This window comes from Sphingobacterium sp. 40-24 (assembly GCF_001899705.1).
In the GTDB taxonomy this organism is placed as follows: domain Bacteria; phylum Bacteroidota; class Bacteroidia; order Sphingobacteriales; family Sphingobacteriaceae; genus Sphingobacterium; species Sphingobacterium multivorum.
In genome coordinates this window covers 169,865-189,636 of the sequence record NZ_MKWH01000008.1, presented here as the reverse complement: position 1 = coordinate 189,636, position 19,772 = coordinate 169,865, and the positions used below count along the sequence as shown (strand labels likewise).

21 protein-coding genes and 1 riboswitch are annotated in these 19,772 nt (G+C 39.1%); of the genes, 10 read left to right on the top strand and 11 right to left on the bottom strand.

The window, feature by feature from the left end; genetic code table 11:
* Positions 1-17 precede the first annotated feature (17 nt).
* Positions 18-1,265 (top strand): hypothetical protein, encoded by a 1,248-nt coding sequence (locus tag BGP15_RS03185; protein ID WP_286768653.1) that lies wholly within the window; start codon positions 18-20, stop codon positions 1,263-1,265.
* 93 nt (positions 1,266-1,358) lie between these two features.
* Here the strand turns inward: BGP15_RS03185 and BGP15_RS03180 are convergent, their stop codons facing one another.
* Complete coding sequence (locus BGP15_RS03180; protein WP_046674459.1) at positions 1,359-1,982, bottom strand: 7-carboxy-7-deazaguanine synthase QueE; 624 nt, start codon at positions 1,980-1,982, stop codon at positions 1,359-1,361.
* 652 nt (positions 1,983-2,634) lie between these two features.
* Between BGP15_RS03180 and thrS the strand changes: the two genes are divergently transcribed.
* The 5 genes from thrS (at position 2,635) to BGP15_RS03155 (ending at position 6,515) form a co-directional block, all read left to right on the top strand.
* Positions 2,635-4,560, top strand: a complete 1,926-nt coding sequence (thrS, locus tag BGP15_RS03175) for a threonine--tRNA ligase (RefSeq protein WP_070565657.1) — start codon at positions 2,635-2,637, stop codon at positions 4,558-4,560.
* Positions 4,561-4,571: 11 nt separating this feature from the next.
* Positions 4,572-5,132, top strand: coding sequence for a translation initiation factor IF-3 (infC, locus tag BGP15_RS03170; protein WP_083295912.1), 561 nt, complete (start codon positions 4,572-4,574; stop codon positions 5,130-5,132).
* 39 nt (positions 5,133-5,171) lie between these two features.
* Positions 5,172-5,372 (top strand): 50S ribosomal protein L35, encoded by a 201-nt coding sequence (gene rpmI, locus BGP15_RS03165; protein WP_002993964.1) that lies wholly within the window; start codon positions 5,172-5,174, stop codon positions 5,370-5,372.
* A 98-nt stretch (positions 5,373-5,470) separates the two neighbouring features.
* A complete protein-coding gene (rplT, locus tag BGP15_RS03160; RefSeq protein ID WP_046674462.1) occupies positions 5,471-5,815 on the top strand; it encodes a 50S ribosomal protein L20 in 345 nt (114 codons plus the stop codon).
* Positions 5,816-6,065: 250 nt separating this feature from the next.
* Positions 6,066-6,515, top strand: coding sequence for a DUF3060 domain-containing protein (locus tag BGP15_RS03155; protein WP_115050717.1), 450 nt, complete (start codon positions 6,066-6,068; stop codon positions 6,513-6,515).
* 70 nt (positions 6,516-6,585) lie between these two features.
* Here BGP15_RS03155 and BGP15_RS03150 read toward each other — a convergent pair whose 3' ends face one another.
* The 5 genes from BGP15_RS03150 to BGP15_RS03130 all read right to left on the bottom strand — a co-directional run bounded on the left by BGP15_RS03150 (position 6,586) and on the right by BGP15_RS03130 (position 12,695).
* Entirely contained in the window at positions 6,586-9,327 is a 2,742-nt protein-coding gene (locus tag BGP15_RS03150; RefSeq protein WP_286768652.1) for a DUF3857 domain-containing protein, read from the bottom strand.
* A gap of 159 nt (positions 9,328-9,486) precedes the next feature.
* Positions 9,487-10,422: a 30S ribosomal protein S6--L-glutamate ligase gene (gene rimK / locus BGP15_RS03145; protein ID WP_070565651.1), complete on the bottom strand. Its 936-nt coding sequence runs from the start codon at positions 10,420-10,422 to the stop codon at positions 9,487-9,489.
* 57 nt (positions 10,423-10,479) lie between these two features.
* The gene (locus BGP15_RS03140) at positions 10,480-10,917 is read right to left on the bottom strand and encodes an ATP-dependent zinc protease family protein (protein WP_070565649.1); all 438 of its coding nucleotides are present in this window, start codon (positions 10,915-10,917) and stop codon (positions 10,480-10,482) included.
* A 63-nt stretch (positions 10,918-10,980) separates the two neighbouring features.
* Entirely contained in the window at positions 10,981-12,159 is a 1,179-nt protein-coding gene (locus tag BGP15_RS03135) for an AIR synthase related protein (protein WP_115050721.1), read from the bottom strand.
* Between the two features lie 53 nt (positions 12,160-12,212).
* A complete protein-coding gene (locus BGP15_RS03130) occupies positions 12,213-12,695 on the bottom strand; it encodes a DNA-deoxyinosine glycosylase (RefSeq protein WP_286768663.1) in 483 nt (160 codons plus the stop codon).
* 97 nt (positions 12,696-12,792) lie between these two features.
* Here BGP15_RS03130 and BGP15_RS03125 point away from each other — a divergent pair, with 97 nt between their 5' ends.
* The 4 genes from BGP15_RS03125 (at position 12,793) to mgtE (ending at position 16,129) form a co-directional block, all read left to right on the top strand.
* Positions 12,793-13,656, top strand: a complete 864-nt coding sequence (locus BGP15_RS03125) for an SPFH domain-containing protein (protein ID WP_046674469.1) — start codon at positions 12,793-12,795, stop codon at positions 13,654-13,656.
* A 10-nt stretch (positions 13,657-13,666) separates the two neighbouring features.
* Positions 13,667-13,843 (top strand): type II toxin-antitoxin system antitoxin, encoded by a 177-nt coding sequence (locus BGP15_RS03120; RefSeq protein WP_070565641.1) that lies wholly within the window; start codon positions 13,667-13,669, stop codon positions 13,841-13,843.
* Between the two features lie 87 nt (positions 13,844-13,930).
* Positions 13,931-14,641 carry a dipeptidase PepE gene (gene pepE, locus BGP15_RS03115; RefSeq protein WP_070565639.1) on the top strand — a complete coding sequence of 237 codons (711 nt, stop codon included), beginning with the start codon at positions 13,931-13,933 and terminating at the stop codon, positions 14,639-14,641.
* 171 nt (positions 14,642-14,812) lie between these two features.
* On the top strand, positions 14,813-16,129 hold the full coding sequence (gene mgtE, locus BGP15_RS03110) for a magnesium transporter (protein ID WP_070565637.1): 1,317 nt from the start codon (positions 14,813-14,815) through the stop codon (positions 16,127-16,129).
* A 138-nt stretch (positions 16,130-16,267) separates the two neighbouring features.
* On the opposite strand, the gene BGP15_RS03105 is transcribed toward mgtE, so the two are convergent.
* The 5 genes from BGP15_RS03105 to BGP15_RS03085 all read right to left on the bottom strand — a co-directional run bounded on the left by BGP15_RS03105 (position 16,268) and on the right by BGP15_RS03085 (position 19,759).
* The gene (locus tag BGP15_RS03105; protein ID WP_115050723.1) at positions 16,268-17,506 is read right to left on the bottom strand and encodes a voltage-gated chloride channel family protein; all 1,239 of its coding nucleotides are present in this window, start codon (positions 17,504-17,506) and stop codon (positions 16,268-16,270) included.
* A gap of 36 nt (positions 17,507-17,542) precedes the next feature.
* A riboswitch (Fluoride riboswitch) is annotated at positions 17,543-17,605 on the bottom strand.
* A 6-nt stretch (positions 17,606-17,611) separates the two neighbouring features.
* Complete coding sequence (locus BGP15_RS03100; protein WP_115050725.1) at positions 17,612-17,986, bottom strand: DUF423 domain-containing protein; 375 nt, start codon at positions 17,984-17,986, stop codon at positions 17,612-17,614.
* A gap of 11 nt (positions 17,987-17,997) precedes the next feature.
* Positions 17,998-18,501: a GNAT family N-acetyltransferase gene (locus BGP15_RS03095; RefSeq protein WP_286768651.1), complete on the bottom strand. Its 504-nt coding sequence runs from the start codon at positions 18,499-18,501 to the stop codon at positions 17,998-18,000.
* A 36-nt stretch (positions 18,502-18,537) separates the two neighbouring features.
* A complete protein-coding gene (locus BGP15_RS03090) occupies positions 18,538-18,987 on the bottom strand; it encodes a GatB/YqeY domain-containing protein (RefSeq protein ID WP_070565629.1) in 450 nt (149 codons plus the stop codon).
* 10 nt (positions 18,988-18,997) lie between these two features.
* Entirely contained in the window at positions 18,998-19,759 is a 762-nt protein-coding gene (locus tag BGP15_RS03085) for an SDR family oxidoreductase (RefSeq protein ID WP_070565627.1), read from the bottom strand.
* Positions 19,760-19,772 lie beyond the last annotated feature (13 nt).

Sequence of the window (19,772 nt, the reverse complement as noted above, 5' to 3'; positions counted from 1 at the left end):
ACATATTTATCATTCTTATGAATAATTTACTCAACGTTGCACTATTATTTGGATTATCAATTTCGACAACCTATGCACAAGATAAGCAATGGCAGATGGAGTTGGTGTTTAAAGGTGAAGTTTCCCCTGAAAAATTTGAAAATGAAGTTCCGGAATTTGCAAAAGAGTTTTATGAGCCATTTTTGAAAGGAAAAATGGCTTATCGGAATGTGGAGATTTTGGCTGATGCCGATTATTCTTCCACTGTCGTGAATCAAAAAGCACATGCTATTTTAAATCGAAAATTAGCAAAAACATATTCGTATTCGGTTGGAGATGATGTTGTTACTGCCGAAGCATACAGTCCATCCTATAAGATTGTCAGTACGAAGTTAGGGGAGTCGGAAGGGCCTTATGTGCAGCTGCAAGATATGGGCGAGATCGAATCGATAGCGGGAATTACCTGTAAGAAAGCAAAGTTATTTATAAAAAACCATGCCGATTCCGCGGTAGCAACGGTATGGTATTCGGAAGCAGTGCCCACTTATTATCTGACAGCATTTTCATTTATCAATGATTTGCCTGGAGGTGTGCTCAAATTGTCTTTGGGTGAAAACAATGACCTTGGTTTTGAAACAACAAAAGTCACCAATGTATCTTCTGCGGCAGATTTCGAGCTTCCCAAAAATGCAAAGGTGATTGATATCTCGGGGGGAGGTAATACGAGTGAGGGGGAAGATGTGAGTTTATTTGAAGATACTTTCCCATTGGATAAGTCACTTAAATGGACCATGGTCAAGGATAAAGATACCAATGATGAATATTATGGTATAAAAAACATGGCGGGAGAAGATGTGCTGCCTTGCTCTCTTTTCTCTTTAGCGTATTTTAATGAGCAGACTGCTATTGTTTCAGATAAGGATAATTATTTTTGGTTGTTGGATAAGAAGGGGGGGAAGGTAAATAAGGAAGGGTTTGACTGGCTTACGCCAGCAAATCAAAAACTTGCTATTTTTCAGAAGGATGGTAATTTTGGATTGGTTACACAGGAAGGGAAAGTTCTGCTTGACAAGAAGGAAAATATCAGTAAATTTTTAGACAATTATTTGATGTTCTCTGAAAATGGTAAAGTTGGATTGTTGGATGAAAATGGAAAGATTTTATTAAAGGCGAACTTATTATTTTTAGATGCTGATAATGCTGGAAATGTGCTGGTCCGGGAGAAGGAGGGTGAAGAAACGAAAACGTTAGACCTGGAAGCTTTTTTAAAGACCTATGTGAAGTGATTTAAATGACATGCATTAATATAGATTGATAAAAAAAGGCTTTCGATACTGTCGAAAGCCTTTTTTGTGTCTATTTAATCGTGCATTTCACTATTAAGGAATGTTTAAAAACTTATGTGTTTGTAGTGAAATATCCCATTTAGGGTTTTCTTTTACGTAATCAATAATAGAAGGCGTCATTTCTTTAGATTTCGACCATTCAGGTTGAAGGTATAATCTGCAGTTTGGCCCTACAAGTTGTGCATATTCTTCTCCCCAAGCGAAATCGCTTTTATTGAAAACGATAACTTTAAGTTCACCAGCAGCTTCTAAAACATCTTTGCGTGGTGCTTTGAATTTTTTTGGAGATAAACATATCCAGTCCCATTCACCACTCAGAGGATATGCACCAGAGGTTTCAATAAACGTTTTAATCCCTGCCTCATGAAGCCCTTTTGTTAGGTAATCCAAATTATAAATAAGCGGTTCGCCACCCGTAATGACAACAGTTTTTGCCGGATATTTCTTTGCATTTTCGATAATCGAATCTGCGGCTGTAAGGGGGTGGATAGATGCATCCCAGCTTTCCTTTACATCGCACCAATGGCAGCCAACATCGCAACCACCCAATCGTATGAAATAAGCAGCAGTCCCGGTATGGTAGCCTTCTCCCTGAATCGTGTAAAATTCTTCCATTAGGGGTAATAGTGTTCCGTCTTCTGGTACTTGATTTGACATAGTTAAAATTTCAGTCTGCAAAGGTAGCAAATATTAATGAGATGCTCAATTTGTCCTGTTGCTTTTAAGTAGCTGCCCTGTCATTTTTTTATATATAGTAGCTGGTATAATCTGCTTTTATCCCTTTGTTTTTAGGTTCATGTTTAAACAAAGCACATAGTTTACTGCTACCATGCTATCAGCCTATACTATGTTTTCTATTAAAAGTGAAACAACACTCTTTTTGTAGGGGTATAACAGGGGGTTAATAGGGATTTACGCCTGCTAACCCCCTGTTATACCCCTGTTAACCCCCTGCAATTACCCTGTTAATATATAACCTGATTTTCATTAATTGTTGGGATGTACCTCGGTACCATAGAGCGATATTGTTGGTCAATAAGATCAGATTATCAATCCGTTTTAAACTGCAACGATGAGGATGTAAAGTGTGTAAAGCCAATGAAGTCGGCGTATTTGAACAGTGGAGAGGTGGGGAGCCTGTAAATGCCCTGAATAATGCGTTGAATAGCGCAAAAAACCTGTTATTTTATCAGAATTTTTACTAAATTTGTGTCACAATTTATTTATTGAAAACGTAAGTGTAATAACATAATTGTACATGTTGTTTTATGTTTTCTATTTTTTAACAATTTAAAGATCATAGTTGTAAATGATTAAAATTACACTACCGGATGGTTCCGTAAGAGAGTATCAAAAAGGAATCACTGCTGCAGAGATTGCGTTATCCATCTCAGAGGGGCTTGCAAGAAACGTTCTTGCTGCCGAAGTAAATGGCGAAGTGTGGGATTCTGCCCGTGCTATTGAAAATGATGCTACTGTTAAGTTATTAACCTGGAATGATACCAAAGGTAAATCCACTTTTTGGCATTCTTCAGCCCACTTACTGGCTGAGGCTTTGGAGGCATTGTATCCAGGGATTAAATTTGGTATTGGTCCCGCGATTGAAACCGGATTTTACTACGATGTTGATTTTGGTGATCGTGAATTCTCGTCTGATGACTTTAAAGCCATCGAAGACAAGATGCTGGAGCTGGCTAAACGGAAAGAAACATTTGAACGTAAAGCTGTTTCGAAATCGGATGCATTGGCTTACTTTACTGAAAAAGGAGATGAGTATAAGCTAGATTTAATCAAAGACTTGGAAGATGGAAAGATTACTTTCTACACGCAAGGGGAATTTACAGATTTATGTCGTGGCCCTCATATTCCAAATACTGGGTTTATTAAAGCGATTAAATTGACTAATGTTGCCGGTGCTTACTGGAGGGGTGATGAGTCTCGCAAACAGTTGACACGTATTTATGGTGTTACGTTCCCTAAGGCATCGGAGCTTACAGAGTATTTGAAATTTATAGAAGAGGCGAAAAAACGCGATCACCGTAAACTTGGGAAAGAGTTGGAACTTTTTGCTTTTTCTGAAAAAGTTGGTGCAGGTTTGCCACTTTGGTTGCCTAAAGGAGCTGCATTACGTCAAAAGCTGATAGACTTTTTGCAGAAAGCACAGTTAAACTCTGGGTATGAGCCTGTTGTTACGCCGCATATCGGGCATAAGCAGTTATATGTGACTTCTGGACACTATGAGAAATATGGCGCGGATTCATTTCAACCAATAAAGACTCCGATCGAAGGAGAAGAGTTTTTGTTAAAACCAATGAACTGTCCGCATCATTGTGAAATTTATAAAGTAAAACCACGCTCGTATAAGGACTTACCGGTTCGCTTTGCTGAGTTTGGTACTGTATATCGTTACGAGCAATCTGGTGAGCTTCACGGTTTGACAAGGGTTCGTGGGTTTACGCAAGATGATGCACATTTGTTTTGCCGTCCTGATCAGGTTAAAGATGAATTCAAAAAGGTAATAGACTTGGTTCTTTATGTATTTGGAGCGTTAGGCTTTAATGATTATACAGCACAAGTGTCATTACGTGATCCTGAAAACCGTACAAAATATATTGGTACTGACGAAAATTGGGCTTTGGCTGAGTCTGCGATTATTGAGGCTGCTGAAGAGAAAGGTTTACCGACAGTCGTGGAATATGGAGAGGCGGCTTTCTATGGTCCTAAGTTAGACTTTATGGTGAAGGATGCTTTAGGACGGAAGTGGCAATTGGGTACAATACAGGTCGATTATAATTTACCTGAGCGTTTTGAATTGGAATATACTGGAAGTGATAATATGAAACATCGTCCAGTAATGATTCACCGTGCACCTTTTGGATCTTTGGAGCGTTTTGTAGCTGTACTGATCGAACATTGTGCGGGACAATTCCCGTTATGGCTTGCACCTGAGCAATTTATCGTCTTGCCAGTGTCAGAAAAATACGAAGAATATGCGCAAAATGTTTTGAATTCGCTAAATAATTCCGATATTCGCGGACTGATAGACTTACGTGACGAGAAAGTGGGCAGAAAAATCAGAGACGCCGAAGTGAAAAAGCTTCCTTATATGTTGATTGTAGGGGAAAAAGAGGTGGAAAATGGCACAGTTTCTGTACGTAAACATGGCTCAGTGGAATTGGGAACAATGACTGCTGAGGCATTTAGAGATATATTAATTAAGGAAATAACCGTTTAATTTTTAAACATTTGGCATTAAAAAGACCCGGTGGTCCAAGACCACCAATGAGAAAGAAAGAACCAGATCACCGCATTAATGAGTTAATCAAGGTACCGGAGGTGCGCTTGGTAGGAGATAATGTGGAACAAGGAGTTTACCCTACGCGCAAAGCGTTAGAGTTGGCTGATGAGTTGGAACTTGATTTAGTGGAGATTTCGCCAAATGCTGTACCGCCGGTTTGTAAGATTATCGACTACAGTAAGTTTGTTTACGAACAGAAGAAGAAACAAAAGGAAATCAAAGCTAATGCAAAACAGACTGTTATTAAAGAAATCCGTTTCGGACCTAACTCTGGTGAGCATGATTTTGAGTTCAAATTGAAACATGCTATTAAGTTTCTAGAAAGTGGAGAGAAAGTTCGTGCTTATGTACACTTCAAAGGTCGTGCTATTGTACACAAGGATCAAGGTGAGATCTTGTTGTTACGCTTTGCTCAGGCTTTAGAGGATTACGGTAAGGTAGAGCTTTTACCGAAATTAGAAGGTAAACGCATGTTTTTAACAGTAGCTCCAAAGGCTCCTAAAAAATAATAAGAATTCTAACAGATTGATATAAAATTTATAAGTATTATGCCAAAAGTTAAAACCAATTCCAGCGCAAAGAAACGTTTCAAATTGACTGGAACAGGTAAAATTGCAAGAAAAAACGCTTTCAAAAGCCACATCTTGACAAAAAAGAGCACAAAACGTAAACGTAACTTAACACAAACAAGTTATGTATCTGATGGCGATATGGGCAACGTAAAACGTATGCTTGCTATCGGTAAATAAGTTTTATTCGATTTTATTAATAATAATTTTTTAACCGGGTACAAGGTTGTAAGTTCATTGAAATACATGACACCTTCTACCAAACTAATTTTAAAAATATGCCACGTTCGGTTAACGCAGTAGCTTCTAGAAGAAGACGCAAAAAAATCCTAGGCCTTGCAAAAGGTTACTTTGGATCACGTAGCAAAGTTTATACTATTGCTAAAAATACAGTAGAAAAAGGTTTACAATACGCTTACCGCGATCGTAAAACCAAAAAACGCGAGTTTAGAGCTTTATGGATTCAACGTATCAACGCTGGAGCTCGTCAACACGGAATTTCTTATTCCCAATTGATCGGTAAATTAAACGCTAAGAATATTGGTTTGAACCGTAAGGTTTTAGCTGACTTAGCTTTAAATAACCCAGAAGCTTTCAAAGCAGTTGTAGACGCAGTAAAATAGAGTTTTTAATCCGCTGTCAATTTGTTAGAGATATTAAAGGAGCCTGTTAGGCTCCTTTTTTTGTTGTAACGGATGCTGTATCTTTTTAGGGACGTTATGTTCCAAGTAAAACCAATACATGCTGTATTTCATTTTATTTCTTATTCCACAATTATACTTTTGAGGCATTGACGTAGTATATTACAGCTCATATCCCTTTTAAATCTGAAATTAGGTTTGATTTTTGTTGAACTGTAGAAAATAGAGCATTATGAAACTAAGAACAATTACATTTGGATTTTCGCTTCTTTTGATCGGAAGCTTGGTTATAGCGGCCAAAGAGCCATTTTCCAAGGCTCTAACGAACGATGTGGTTAATCAACAGGGAAAAGTTATCTCGATTGAAGGGGTAAACAATAACCGTACAATAGAGGCCAAAGGAGGAGAGATCGTACAAATAGAAGGAGCTGACAATAAAGTTGTGATTCGTGGCAATGTGAGCAAATTGATTATTGAGGGGAAGGGGAATACAGTAACAGGCAATGACATCGCAACGGTAACGATAGAGGGAGCAGACAATATGGTCAATATTGGTTCAGTAGAGACCGTTCAGATTGAGGGAGTCAAAAACCATGTCCATTATAAGTCTACGAAGAACAAATCTGGTCAGGTAAAAGTGTCTACTGAAGGCGCGGATAATATGGTGATGAAGATGAAATAATGTAAATCATATTTTCATAAAAAATGGTTTCGTATATTATTTACGAAACCATTTTTACGCGAGGTGGCAACTATGGTTTATCTGGATGATCCTCGGGATGACTGCTATTGGCTCTATCACCCTGGGATTGAAATTCCGCCTCAGCTTCGTTTTCTCTTTGTTTTGTAATTGAATAAGGCTTTAGAAAATCTTGATCAAAAGGATGAACTGTCGCAGCCTTCTGAATAATCTCATCGTTCTGATACGTCCGAATACAGGTGCCTTTTACACGTTCCGATTTATAGACGTAAGTTCCCCAAATACAGAAGAAAAAAATTGATTTTATAGTATCTTTATAATGTGTGAACAAGTCTTCTGTTTTATCAAAATAACTTTTGAACATAAGATGGGATACAATTCCATCAATAGTACAGAATACGGCCATAAATAGTGCAACCATAAAGAAGGTCTGAGCGAAAATATCGCGTTTCTTGACCAGCAAGATGCAGCTATAAATCAAACCCGCTAGTACCAATATATTACCGATTATTTCTAATAATAGTAAAGTTCTGTATAAAAAGGGGGAAACACCTTCCAGCTGATCTGCCGCCTGCCAAGTATTTAAATTAAAGAAGGACTGCTGGAAGAAAAATATACCGGATAGGGTCACTATATTTATAAATAGTACAATAAGCAGCACGATCATCCATCCGCCGATCTGATCGTGATAGATCTCGTCATAGGGTTTGATGATAAAAGCTCTGGTTTTATTATACTTTTTAACAATATACCAGATGATGGCTGGCACCAGAAGAACGAATAGGATTAATGAAAACCAATTAATTTCATTGACTGAAGAAGGGGTTCCTAAGCGAGGTACCCCATCTGTTACATATCCGTCATTGTCAAGATAAAAGCCATTATAAAAGATATCATCACGATCTGCAAAATCTGTATAATACTGTTTCAGGTCTTTTTGTTCGACAAAGGGTTCGTGGAAACTTAACGTGTATGCGAGCTTAATACTATCTTGATTTACTTCCAGTGTTTTACCGAAGACATACGCAGTCCTGTCAAAATAACTATTGTCCCTGTAATTACCAAATTCCTTTTTGCCTTTGTTGACAATATACATTTCGTAGGTTAGATCTGTTGGAAAAGAAAGGCTTAGGGGAGCAATACGATCCTCCATAATCTCTGGAAGCTTTTCATTGATATTTGTTCCCAACAAAGGAATATATTTTTTTGTAGATCCGCTTTCCTTCTTTCCAATGTTCTTTATTTTATACTTTTCGATGACCTCCACAATATTGTTCTCCATATCATCTTTGTATTGTATATGACCAGTTTTATTGATCTTGGGGTAGATCTTTGTATAATACTCTAAGTATTGCTTCTGTATGTCATTTTTGGCGTTACTTTGAAAATAACTGCGCATATCGTCCGCCTCATTTCCAACATAAGTTGTGTGGACATCCAGGGTAGCCTCAAATTTGCCTTCCAGTGTCAAGGTTTCCTTGACTTTAATATTGCCGGTAACATGCTGCGGTACGTCTGTAAGCTTTCCACTACCCATGGTGGAGAGTACTTTCCCATAAGCTGGGAAATACCTGTTTTTGATATCTCCACCCTGCTGAGTTATGGTGGGGTCAATATATTGGGAACGTCCACCAATATTAACTTCAATAACCATATGGTTGAAAGCATAGGGCGAGGGGAGCTCTTCCTGCAGGCCTCTATTCTTATAGGTATTGGCTAATACGAGTCCTACATCAATATTCTTGTTTTTGAGCATTGTAGCCAGCAGCATTGATTTATCCTTGCAATCGCCGTAGCGCTGGGAAAATACTTTTTCTGGAACATTTGCCCGGTGCGAATATTCTCCCATCTCAATACCCATATAACGTATCTCATTTTGTACAAAGTCGCAGGCTTTTTTCAGGTATGTATAGGGCTGTCCATTGGACTCTTTCCAAAGTTGGTTGACGAAGGTTTGCAGTGTACTTGTCGTTGCTATTTGCGGGATGGGATTAATTTTACGGTTCCATTGATCAACTTCCTGCCAGGTATTAAATTCCGTGCATTGGATATATTTTAAAGGGTTGTACCATGACGGGCTATAATCTTCGTATTGAACCGTTTTGTCCGCCGTCAGCTCCCAGAAGAAATTTGTTGTATTTCCTGTTGACTGTTGCTGCACCTCAGGAGCGCCATTGAAACTCTTAAACTGAAGTTTGCGACCATTGGGTACAATATAGTTGAGATGGACCAGACCTGTAGGTTCATATCCCTGTAAGTAGTAGCTGTCGAAAAATTTCTGTTCAAATACTGGGTTTACACCTATTATTGAATAAGCAAATACAATCTTGTCGTCTTTACGTAAATCCTCCAAAACATAATGGGCCATTTGACTTCCGTTGTAGATAGATCTCGAAAGCTCTGTTTCGGAGGCAAGGAGCTTAAATTTTGCTTGCGGTAGTAGATTAATATCCTTGCCGTTGCGAATAACCTTTAGCTCATGTAGTTGAAGTTTTTGAAAATGCGGGTCAAAGGTTACCTGAATTTGCCCCAGATTTTCGATTCCAGTCTGATCAAATAGAACTTTTATGTCCTTATAATATTTTGTTTGGGTAGCCAAGTTTATTTGATGTTCGATTAGCTCATAGTAATATCCATCACTAATATCATCCAAGTTTGGCTTTATGGCCTTTTTTGTAGTGGGCCGGAGCCAAGTTGGCGATGCCGTCTTTTGGATAGTTGTTTGGCTAAAAGACCAGGAAAATGCAGCTAGTACGAGTACAAAGGCAAATAGAAGATGGCTAAATCTTTTCATTAATTCATAATTTAGCCTAAGATAAGTAAAAATTGGAAGCAACGGTAGGCGAATTTAAGGAGTATTGGAAATTCGGCTTTAGTTGAGTCTAGGTTATCTAGCAACTAAAAGGGTTGTCCGTATATACGAACAACCCTTTTAGTTGCTAATCCGGTAATTTTATAATTTACTTTCTCTTTTTTTCTTTTTCTTAACGACTTTAGGCATTTGAGCTTGCTTTGCTTCATATTGTCTCTCAATATATTGTATAATTTCTGAGGCAATATCTTTTTTTGTCGCTTTCTCGATGCCTTCCAAACCAGGAGATGAGTTTACTTCCAGTACTAAAGGGCCTCTGTCAGAAGGAATCATATCTACACCACAAACCGTAAGTCCTAGCTGTGCCGCAGCCGCAATTGCTGTTTCTCTTTCAGCTTTACTTAACCGGATAATCTGAGCGGTGCCACCCCGATGGATATTTGATCTAAACTCACCCTCTTTCGCCGTGCGTTTCATCGCTCCAACAACTTTGCCGTCAACCACGAATGCACGAATATCAGAGCCTTTAGACTCTTTGATGAACTCTTGGATCAGGATGTTATTGCCCAGGCCGTAGAACGCTTCTATAACAGAAGAGGCCGCTTTTTTGGTTTCGGCAAGTACAACACCGATACCTTGGGTTCCCTCGAGTAGTTTAATGACTAAAGGAGCTCCACCTACCATACTGATGAGATCGTCCACATCGGAGGCTGTGCGTGCAAATCCTGTAATCGGGAGTCCGATACCTGCCCCGGATAAAATCTGTAGGCATCTCAATTTGTCTCGGGAACGCGTAATGGCTTGACTGGGATTCGCGGAAATGACATCCATCACCTCAAATTGTCTAACGATAGCAGATCCATAGAATGTTACCGATGCTCCTATCCGGGGAATAATGGCATCAATATCACTGAGATCCTGTCCTTTATAATGAATACTGGGTTTACCTTGTTGAATGCCTACATAACATTTGCTGTGATCGATGACAACACATTCGTGTCCTCTTTGTTGTGCGGCTTCTACGAGACGACGAGTTGAGTATAAACTCTTTACTGTCGATAATACGGCAATTTTCACGATTTGTATATTGAATATATTTTGTGCTAAGATAACAAAATAGCTTGGCTAATTGTTTTATTTTACCAGGGTCTTCGTCGACAGATTTTCTTTGGAAACATCGACCAAAAATCTTTTGTTTAAGAAATTTTTACCCAACAGCATAGGATAGGTCATTTGTGATCTATTTCTAAAGGAGATCTTAATGCTAAATACCTGGTTATATAATGTTGCTGTTGTGCGGATATAGTAACGCTTTTCTTCTTGGCCAAAAGAACTTTTCACTAGTTTTGTCCTATAGAGTTTTAACTTCAGTGTTTTTGTTTCTTTTGTCCCAAAATTTGTTATAAGTTCACAGATAATCCAATCCTGACCATCTTCCTTAACGATCTCGTACGAATTGCAATGTAGTACCGATGAAGCAGCACCGGTATCGACTTTTGCTTCTATACCATATATTCCCAATTCAGGTAAATCAAGGGTCTCTTTCCAGCCCACAAGAAGTTTCTCTTTCATTTATACCAAATTGAAAAAATAGCCCTGTCGCCTGTATAAGCAGGGGACAGGGATGAAAATCTTTTATTCGTAGATAAATTCTCCGTAAGGAGAGGTTATAGTAACTTTTTTAGCAGTAGATTCTTCCACGCGACCTATGATTTGAGCCGGAATGCCAAACGACTCTGAAATAGCAATGATATCCGATGCAATTGATTCCGGTACATATAATTCCATACGATGTCCCATATTAAATACTTTGTACATTTCTTTCCAGTCTGTATTGGATTCTTTCTGTATTAATTCAAAAAGAGGTGGGATCGGGAAAAGATTATCTTTGATGACATGCACATTATCAACGAAGTGTAAAACCTTTGTTTGCGCTCCACCTGAGCAATGCACCATTCCGTCGATTTGTGAACGATACTTGTCCAGTATTTGTTTGATAACAGGCGCATAAGTACGCGTCGCCGAAAGAACAAGCTTACCCGCAGTTATTTTTTCTCCTGTTTCAACTTCGATTTCATTGGTGAGGTCCTGGCTTCCAGCGAAAACTAGTTCGTAAGGAACAGCTGGATCATACGCTTCAGGATATTTTTCAGCTACTTTTTTGTTAAATACATCATGACGTGCAGAAGTTAGTCCATTGGAACCCATTCCGCCATTGTACGTCTGTTCATAGGTTGCTTTTCCATTCGATGCCAATCCAACAATTACATTGCCACCTTTGATGCGATGATTTGAAATGACGTCTTCACGTTTCATACGACAGGTCACCGTACTATCAACAATGATGGTGCGAACAAGGTCGCCAACGTCGGCCGTTTCACCTCCTGTAGAATAGATGCCAATTCCCAAATCCCGAAGTTCAGATAGAATCTCTTCTGTGCCATTGATGATTTCTGCGATCACCTCTCCAGGAATAAGATTTTTATTTCTGCCAATCGTTGAGGATAAAAGAATGTTATCGATGGCTCCCACGCAAAGCAAGTCGTCAATATTCATGATAATTGCATCTTGTGCAATACCTTTCCAAACTGAAATATCACCGGTTTCCTTCCAGTATACGTAAGCCAATGAAGATTTGGTACCAGCACCATCCGCATGCATAATATTACACCAGTCTGGATCTCCACCCAAAATATCTGGAATTATTTTGCAAAATGCTTTGGGAAATAAACCCTTATCTATATTTTTTATCGCATTGTGCACATCCTCTTTCCCTGCGGATACGCCTCGTTGATTGTATTTTAAATCTGACATCTTAGGGCAAAAATAAGCAATAGGACTGAATTAACGAACCTAATTCGTGTAATTTAATCACTTATTATTATGCGCCAATGTTGAATTAGATTTTCGAGATTACTTTTCGCGTTTGCTGGACTTGTGCTGGGTAAGCATCTGTACTTAATGTCTTCTCTTTTATTGAAATGCTTTAAATACAAGCTGTACGCTTTTTGTCCGTTGAAAATAATTTGTGTGATTGCAGGATAGGTTTGCAGCAACTCGTCAATTGGATTCGGAACTTCATTTTGTATGGCTAAATCCATGCTGCCGGGGCGAGAGGCTTCTGCACAAACATCCCAAAGACCGATGTTGTTTTCGAGTAAAAATTCCACATTCTCCTTATAGCCTGTTTTTTCTGGTACATTGAATAAATATTTGATTACTTTCCAGAATCGATTTTGTGGGTGTGCATAATATTCATTTTCTGCTAAAGACTTATCTCCAGGCAAAGAGCCAAGGATGAGGGTTTCTGTCGCAGAGTTTACTAAAGGAAGAAAGGACTTTTTGCGCATGATCAAAAATAATCATTTTAAATTTTCATTTGAAATATGAAAAATATTATAGTATATTTATGATATTAAAATGATATCAAATATATATTAACGAATTATGGAAAAACTAATTAAACCAATGTCAGGCTATTTAGCTTTATTAATAGCTGTTGTCTCGTTTGTGGCAGCTATATTTTCATTTGCAAGCGTAGAAGAAAGTTCGCTGTATGTTGTATTGGGGGTTGTATTGATGATTGCTACTTTTTTCATTTTAAAGGGATTGATGATTATTAATCCAAACCATTCCCGTGTGTTGAATTTCTTCGGAAAATATGTAGGTACCGTTAAGGAAAATGGTTTGTTTTTTGTCAATCCGTTGTATTCGACGATTAAAATAAGTCTTCGTTCGGATAATCTGCAAGGACAGACGCTGAAAGTAAATGACAAGATGGGAAACCCAATTGAGATTGGGGCAGTGATCGTGTGGCAAGTGGGTGACACGTATAAAGCTGCTTATGATGTCAGTAATTATACATCTTATGTACGCACGCAGAGTGAAGCAGCAGTAAGACATTTGGCTGGAAGCTTTCCGTATGATAACTTGGAAGATGAAGGTGCTGAAATAACCTTACGGGAGGGAGGAGATACCGTAAACCATATTCTTGAGCAGGAGTTGTCGGATCGTTTGGCGCCAGCTGGCGTTATTATTAAGGAAGCAAGAATCAGCCATTTGGCCTACGCGTCAGAAATCGCTGGTGCGATGCTTCAAAGACAACAGGCGGCAGCAATTGTGGCCGCAAGGGCAAAGATCGTAGATGGTGCAGTTGGGATGGTGGAAATGGCCTTGCATAAATTGTCTGAGAAAGATATTGTAGAGTTGGATAACGAGAAAAAAGCAGCAATGGTCAGCAATTTAATGGTTGTACTCTGTGGAGAGAAAGCAGCGACACCAATTGTAAATACAGGTACTTTGTACCAATAAACGAAATGAAATGGCGGATAAGAAAAACTTTATGCTACGCTTAGACGACCAAATGTACAAAGCATTGGAAAAATGGGCTGCAGATGAGTTTAGAAGTGTTAATGGGCAGATAGAATATCTTTTACATAAGGCACTGCAAGAAAATAAAAGATTGGGTGCAGAAAAAAAGCCTGCTGATAAGAAATAGCCTATAGTAAGGAACGAAAACTGTACCTTTGGCCTCACAATTAATAAAGCCAAAGGTACTTTTTATTTAATGTTTTAACGATAGAAGATGAAGATTAATCCAGCGTACAAGTTATTGGTCGTAAGTACAAGCACGATCCATGGGAGTGAGTTTTTAGCTTATATTAAGCACGATTTTGTCGAATTTATTCAGTCAGACGAATTGCTGTTTGTCCCTTTTGCGAGACCTTCAGGAATTTCCTTTGATGCTTATACCGCTAAGGTACAAGATGCCCTGAAAGATGAGGGCGTGACGGTTAGGGGGCTACATGAGTTTGACAATATGAAGAAGGCTATTCAGGATGCTAAAGCTATTTTTATTGGTGGAGGAAATACATTTTTACTCTTAAAAACGCTGTATGATCTGGATTTGGTTCCGCAACTGCGCGTACAAGTAGCAAAGGGGATTCCATATGTGGGCACATCCGCGGGGTCCAATTTGACCGGATTAACAATTGGAACCACGAATGATATGCCTATTGTTTATCCGCCTAGTTTTAACGCACTTGGTTTCTTACCTTTTAATATCAATCCACATTATTTGGATCCAGATCCAAATTCTACACATAAAGGAGAGACGAGGGAAACGCGAATTCAGGAATTTCATCAATTGAACAGCCAACCTGTTATAGGCTTGCGTGAAGGTAGCTGGCTACACGTAAATGACGGGACCATTGTACTGCAAGGTGGTTTAAAAGCACGGTTGTTTAAGGCGGGGCTTGAACCTGTAGAGCTAGCACCTGGATTAATTAATTTTTAAGCTATTGTAAAGTTAATGGGCAAGGAACGTCAAATGGACCGTTCAGCGCAGTGGTAGACGATTTTATGAAAAGCTGGCCCTAATTCCCATTGGAAAAAATAGTTTTTCAGATTGTTGAAAATAATACAAAATAAGCTACTTTTGCGCTAAATCCATTAAAATTTTCTTCCAATGGAACAAAATTCAGCATTACACCCGGCCGATATCGCGGAAGAAATATCGCGTTTAAGTAAAGGGGAGCAACATCAAGAGTTTATGGACTATCCTTTGGAGGATAGATTGGAGATCTTTTCTTTTTTTGAAATGGATGTTCAATATACGTTGATCAAATCCATGACGGAGCATGAGCTGTCCGAATTGCTGAATAATTTGAAGCCGGATACCCGGAATGAATTATTGTCGGAATTGCCGGATGATCTGATTAAATATCTGATCAATCTATTGAATGAGCGCGAGAAGCAAATGGCTTTGGAGCTGATCGGATATAAAGAGGATAGTATAGCCCGACTTATGACACCAATGTATGTGCAAGTTCGTCCTTATTATACTGTTGATGATGTCTTTCGGCATATTAAAGTTTTTGGAAGGAAAGCTGAAACGCTCAATTTTATTTATGTAGTTGATGAGAAAAACGTATTGATCGATGACTTGAAAATTGGTCAATTACTACTATCGGATTCTTCTACTAAGATTTCCGACTTAATTGACTACAATTTTGCCGCGATTAAAGCCTCTACACCCATGGAAGAGGCCTTCGAGATTTTTCAAAAATATGACCGCAGTGCTTTGCCTATCGTTACAGAAGCAGGGGTGTTGGTTGGAATTGTGACATTTGATGATGTGTTGGACCGAATTGAAGATCGCGATACAGAAGATATCCAGCGATTTGGAGGGATGGAAGAATTGGATCTGGCTTATACCAAAACCCCCTTGTTGCAATTGATTCAAAAAAGAGCTGGCTGGTTAATCATTTTGTTTTTTAGCGAAATGCTTACAGCCTCAGCAATGGGCTTTTTTGAGGGGGAATTGGAAAAAGCGGTTGTGCTTGCTTTGTTTGTTCCTTTAATTATATCCAGTGGAGGTAATTCGGGGTCGCAGGCGGCATCTTTAATTATTCGTGCCATGGCGCTCGGAGAGTTAAAGCTTAAAGATTGGTGGTATGTGATGAAGCGCGAAGTTTCTTCCGGTTTAATTTTAGGTGGGATATTAGGTTCGATCGGATTTCTACGGATATTGGCCTGGCATTTTCTTGGTCTATATGACTATGGTCCTTATTGGATTTCAATTGGCTTTACGGTTGCGGTTTCCTTATTGTTTATTGTTTTATGGGGAACTTTGTCGGGATCGTTTATTCCATTTATCCTACGTCGGTTCGGTTTGGATCCAGCGACAGCATCAGCGCCGTTTGTTGCAACGTTGGTGGATGTCTCCGGATTGATTATCTATTTTACTGTTGCAGCATTCTTTCTGCACGGAAAACTACTGTAGTTCAGATGTCATCTATCCATTCTTGTAATCTGCACTCTTCTTTTTAGCATGTTTTTTTGTCCGATCTTGTGTTTATTTGAAGTAGTCCATAATGGAACACAAGGAGATAGACAAAGAAGCTGAAAGCGTATTGCTTGTTTATAAATTGAGTCTGCGGTATAATTTTTCCTTTAAACCGCCTTTTTGTGCAATATAAATTCCTTTTTTTCCGGAAAATAAAAAAGCGACTATACACGCTATCGCTATAAATAAGATAGGTTGAATCCCAAATAATTCATAACCCATTACAATACAGGCGAGCGGGGTGTTTGTAGCGCCTGAAAATACGGCTACAAAGCCCATGGCAGCCAGCAGGCTGATGGGAAGCGGAATAACGGTGCTTAATGCACTCCCCAAGGTTGCCCCAATAAAAAATAGCGGGGTGACTTCTCCGCCTTTAAATCCGGCAGAAAGGGTAAAAGTCGTTAAAAGCAATTTAATGATAAAGTCATAATAATTCGACTGATCGACAAATGCATTCTGAATCATTGGTATGCCAAGTCCAATATAGCTGTTGCTGTGAAATAACGTAATGATAAGTACCAAAATAATACCGCCAATCGCCGGTCTAAGCAGAGGATATTTAATTCGTTTGAATTGAAGGCTAAAGAAATCGCTGGCAAATGTAAAAAGCCATGCTGTAACGCCAAATAGAATGCCTGCGGCAAGGCTAAATCCAATATTGGTTAAGGACAGCATTGGAATAACATCATGAAGTGGATAATGGGTGTGTGGAATATTCCATAATTGACAGCTGAAGTTTGCAAAAAAGGCGGTAAATAAACAGGGCAGGATACCGAAATATCTTTTTTTGCCAATCAATAGTACTTCCAGGCCGAATATCGTTCCGGCGAGCGGGGTGCCAAACACAGCGGCGAATCCTGCAGTGATGCCGATCGAAATTAAGATGCGACGTTCAGTTTTATCGAAGTCAAACCAGCGATTAAGCTGATCGGAAACTGCTCCACCGATCTGTACAGCAGTTCCTTCACGGCCTGCCGAACCCCCAAACAGATGTGTAAGTAAAGTTCCGAATAAGACAAGCGGCGCCATGATAAGCGGAATGCGGCGTTGGGGACGAAGGTATTCTTCAATCAGCAGGTTATTTCCTTTGCTTGATGGATCGCCCCAATACTTATAGGACAACGCTATGGCAAATCCCGCTAGGGGAAGTCCATAAATTATCCAAGGATGAGCCTCCCGGTACTGCGTTACCCAATTGAGGGAAAAGAGAAAAAACGCACAAATAGATCCGACAATGAAACCTATCGCACTACAGGAGATAAGCCATTTAAGAAAAAAATGAAGATTGCTTTGATTTGAATGTGTTATAGCCATAAGTCTACACTTTATATAAAATTGTTGTTTTATACTAAAATAGTAGACGTCATCAGCTTATCAGGGCGGTTCAGGGCAGACATCATTGCCATATTTATTTCAAATCTACAAAAAACGAACGATAACAGCAACCCAGCCTGCGATCATAAGCAATCCGCCGAGCGGGGTAATTGGGCCAAGAAACTTTAGATTCTTTTTCCAGTATTCAGCAAACGATAGAAAATATATACTTACAGAGAATAAAATAGTTCCTAGTGTGATCAGATAAAATGCCACTCGTTCAGACTGAAGCTCAAACCGAAAATTGAATCCTAGAATCAATAGGGTTAGTGCAGCATACATTTGATATCGCACGCCGACCTCAAAGGATTCCAGTTTTTCAGCGGATAGGATTTTTTTGAACGCATGGGCTCCAAATGCACCTAGGATAATAGCGAAGCCGCCAAATAGAGCGGCCGTGATGATGACAACGTTTTGCATGCCTGAATTTACTAAATTGTGGGTTTAATCATATCAATATGAAGGATTCCGTAATCAGGGTAGGGCTCGGAGATTTGTTTAAACCCTAATTTTTCATAAAAGGATTTTAAATGAAATTGTGCGCCTGTTTGTATCTCGCCTTCACCAAATTCTTTATAGAGAGATTCGATGGAATGAATCATTAATTGTTGACTCAAACCGGTTCCGCGAGCTTGCTCAGCGACAATGACCCGACCGATGGAAGCCTGCGGATAGGAGAGACCAGGCGGAACTAATCTCGTGTATGCAATGATATCATCATTGTGTTCCGCCCAAAGATGGAGACAAGCAAAGTCCTTATCGTCCAATTCAGGATATAAGCATTCTTGTTCCAAAACAAAAACTTCCATTCGAAGCTTTAAGATACGATACAGTTCTTTATTGTTGAGTTCATCAAACTTCTTGAGGTTCCACTGAAAATCCATCATTAAAATAAAAAAAAGAGTCAAATTAAATCGATATATCAGGGAAGACATACCCGATTTAATTTGACTCGAGTGATTTGAAAACTTTTATGCGAGAAGACTTTTAACGACTTCAGAGATTGTTTTGCCATCAGCTTGTCCTGCAAGCTTTTGATTTGTTGCACCCATTACTTTACCCATATCTTTAATGGAAGAAGCTCCTGTTTCTACGATAATTGCTTTGACAATGGTTTCAACTTCTTCTTTGCTTAACTGTTTGGGTAGGTAAGCCTCGATTACTTTTTCTTCCTCAACTTCAATTTCATACAGATCTTCACGGTTTTGAGTCTTATAAATTTCAGCAGATTCGCGACGTTGTTTGACAAGTTTTTGTAAAACTTTAATCTCCGCCTCCTGGCTAAGATCTTCTGCATGACCTTTTTCTGTTTTCGCTAAGAGGATAGCTGCTTTAATCGCACGTAAACCACGTAATTTTGCCGTGTCTTTTGCGATCATTGCTGCCTTAATGTCTTGATTTATTTGTATTTCTAATGACATGATATTTGAATTATTTTCGATTGACAAGTGTGCCTGTGGCCTGCGCTGTAGGCATGATTAAGAGATCGTTGATATTAACATGTGCTGGTCTGGTAATGACGAAAAGGATCGTTTCCGCAATATCTTTCCCTGTTAGAGGTTGTACACCATTGTAAACATTTTTAGCTCTTTCTCGATCTCCATGAAAACGAACTTCCGAAAACTCTGTCTCTACCATTCCGGGATCGATGGAGGTTACCTTAATGCCTTGCGTTAGCAAATCAATACGCATCGCTTTAGTCAATGCGTCGACAGCATGTTTGGTGGCACAGTACACATTTCCATTCGGATACACCTCTTTCCCTGCAATAGATCCTAAATTAACAATATGAGCGCCGTTGTCGGTATCCATAAGGGGTATCACAGCTTTACTTACATACAATAAGCCTTTGATATTGGTATCAATCATTCTGTCCCAATCGCCGATATCACCATCTTGAATAGGATCTAATCCCTGGCTCAACCCAGCATTGTTGATGAGAATATTTATTTTTTTCCATTCGGGGGGCAAACCTCCAATTTGGTTTGCAACTTGCTTAGCATCTCGGACATCGAGCTCAAATATATGGATCTGAATAGTCGGGTAGGCCGCAAGTAGTGTATCTCTTAATGTTTCTAAACGGTTTAACCTGCGCGCGCAAAGTAAAAGATTATACCCCTCTTTCGCTAAAACTTCGGCACAAGCCTGACCGATGCCGGAACTTGCTCCTGTAATAAAAACTGTTTTAGTCATATATTGTAACTAG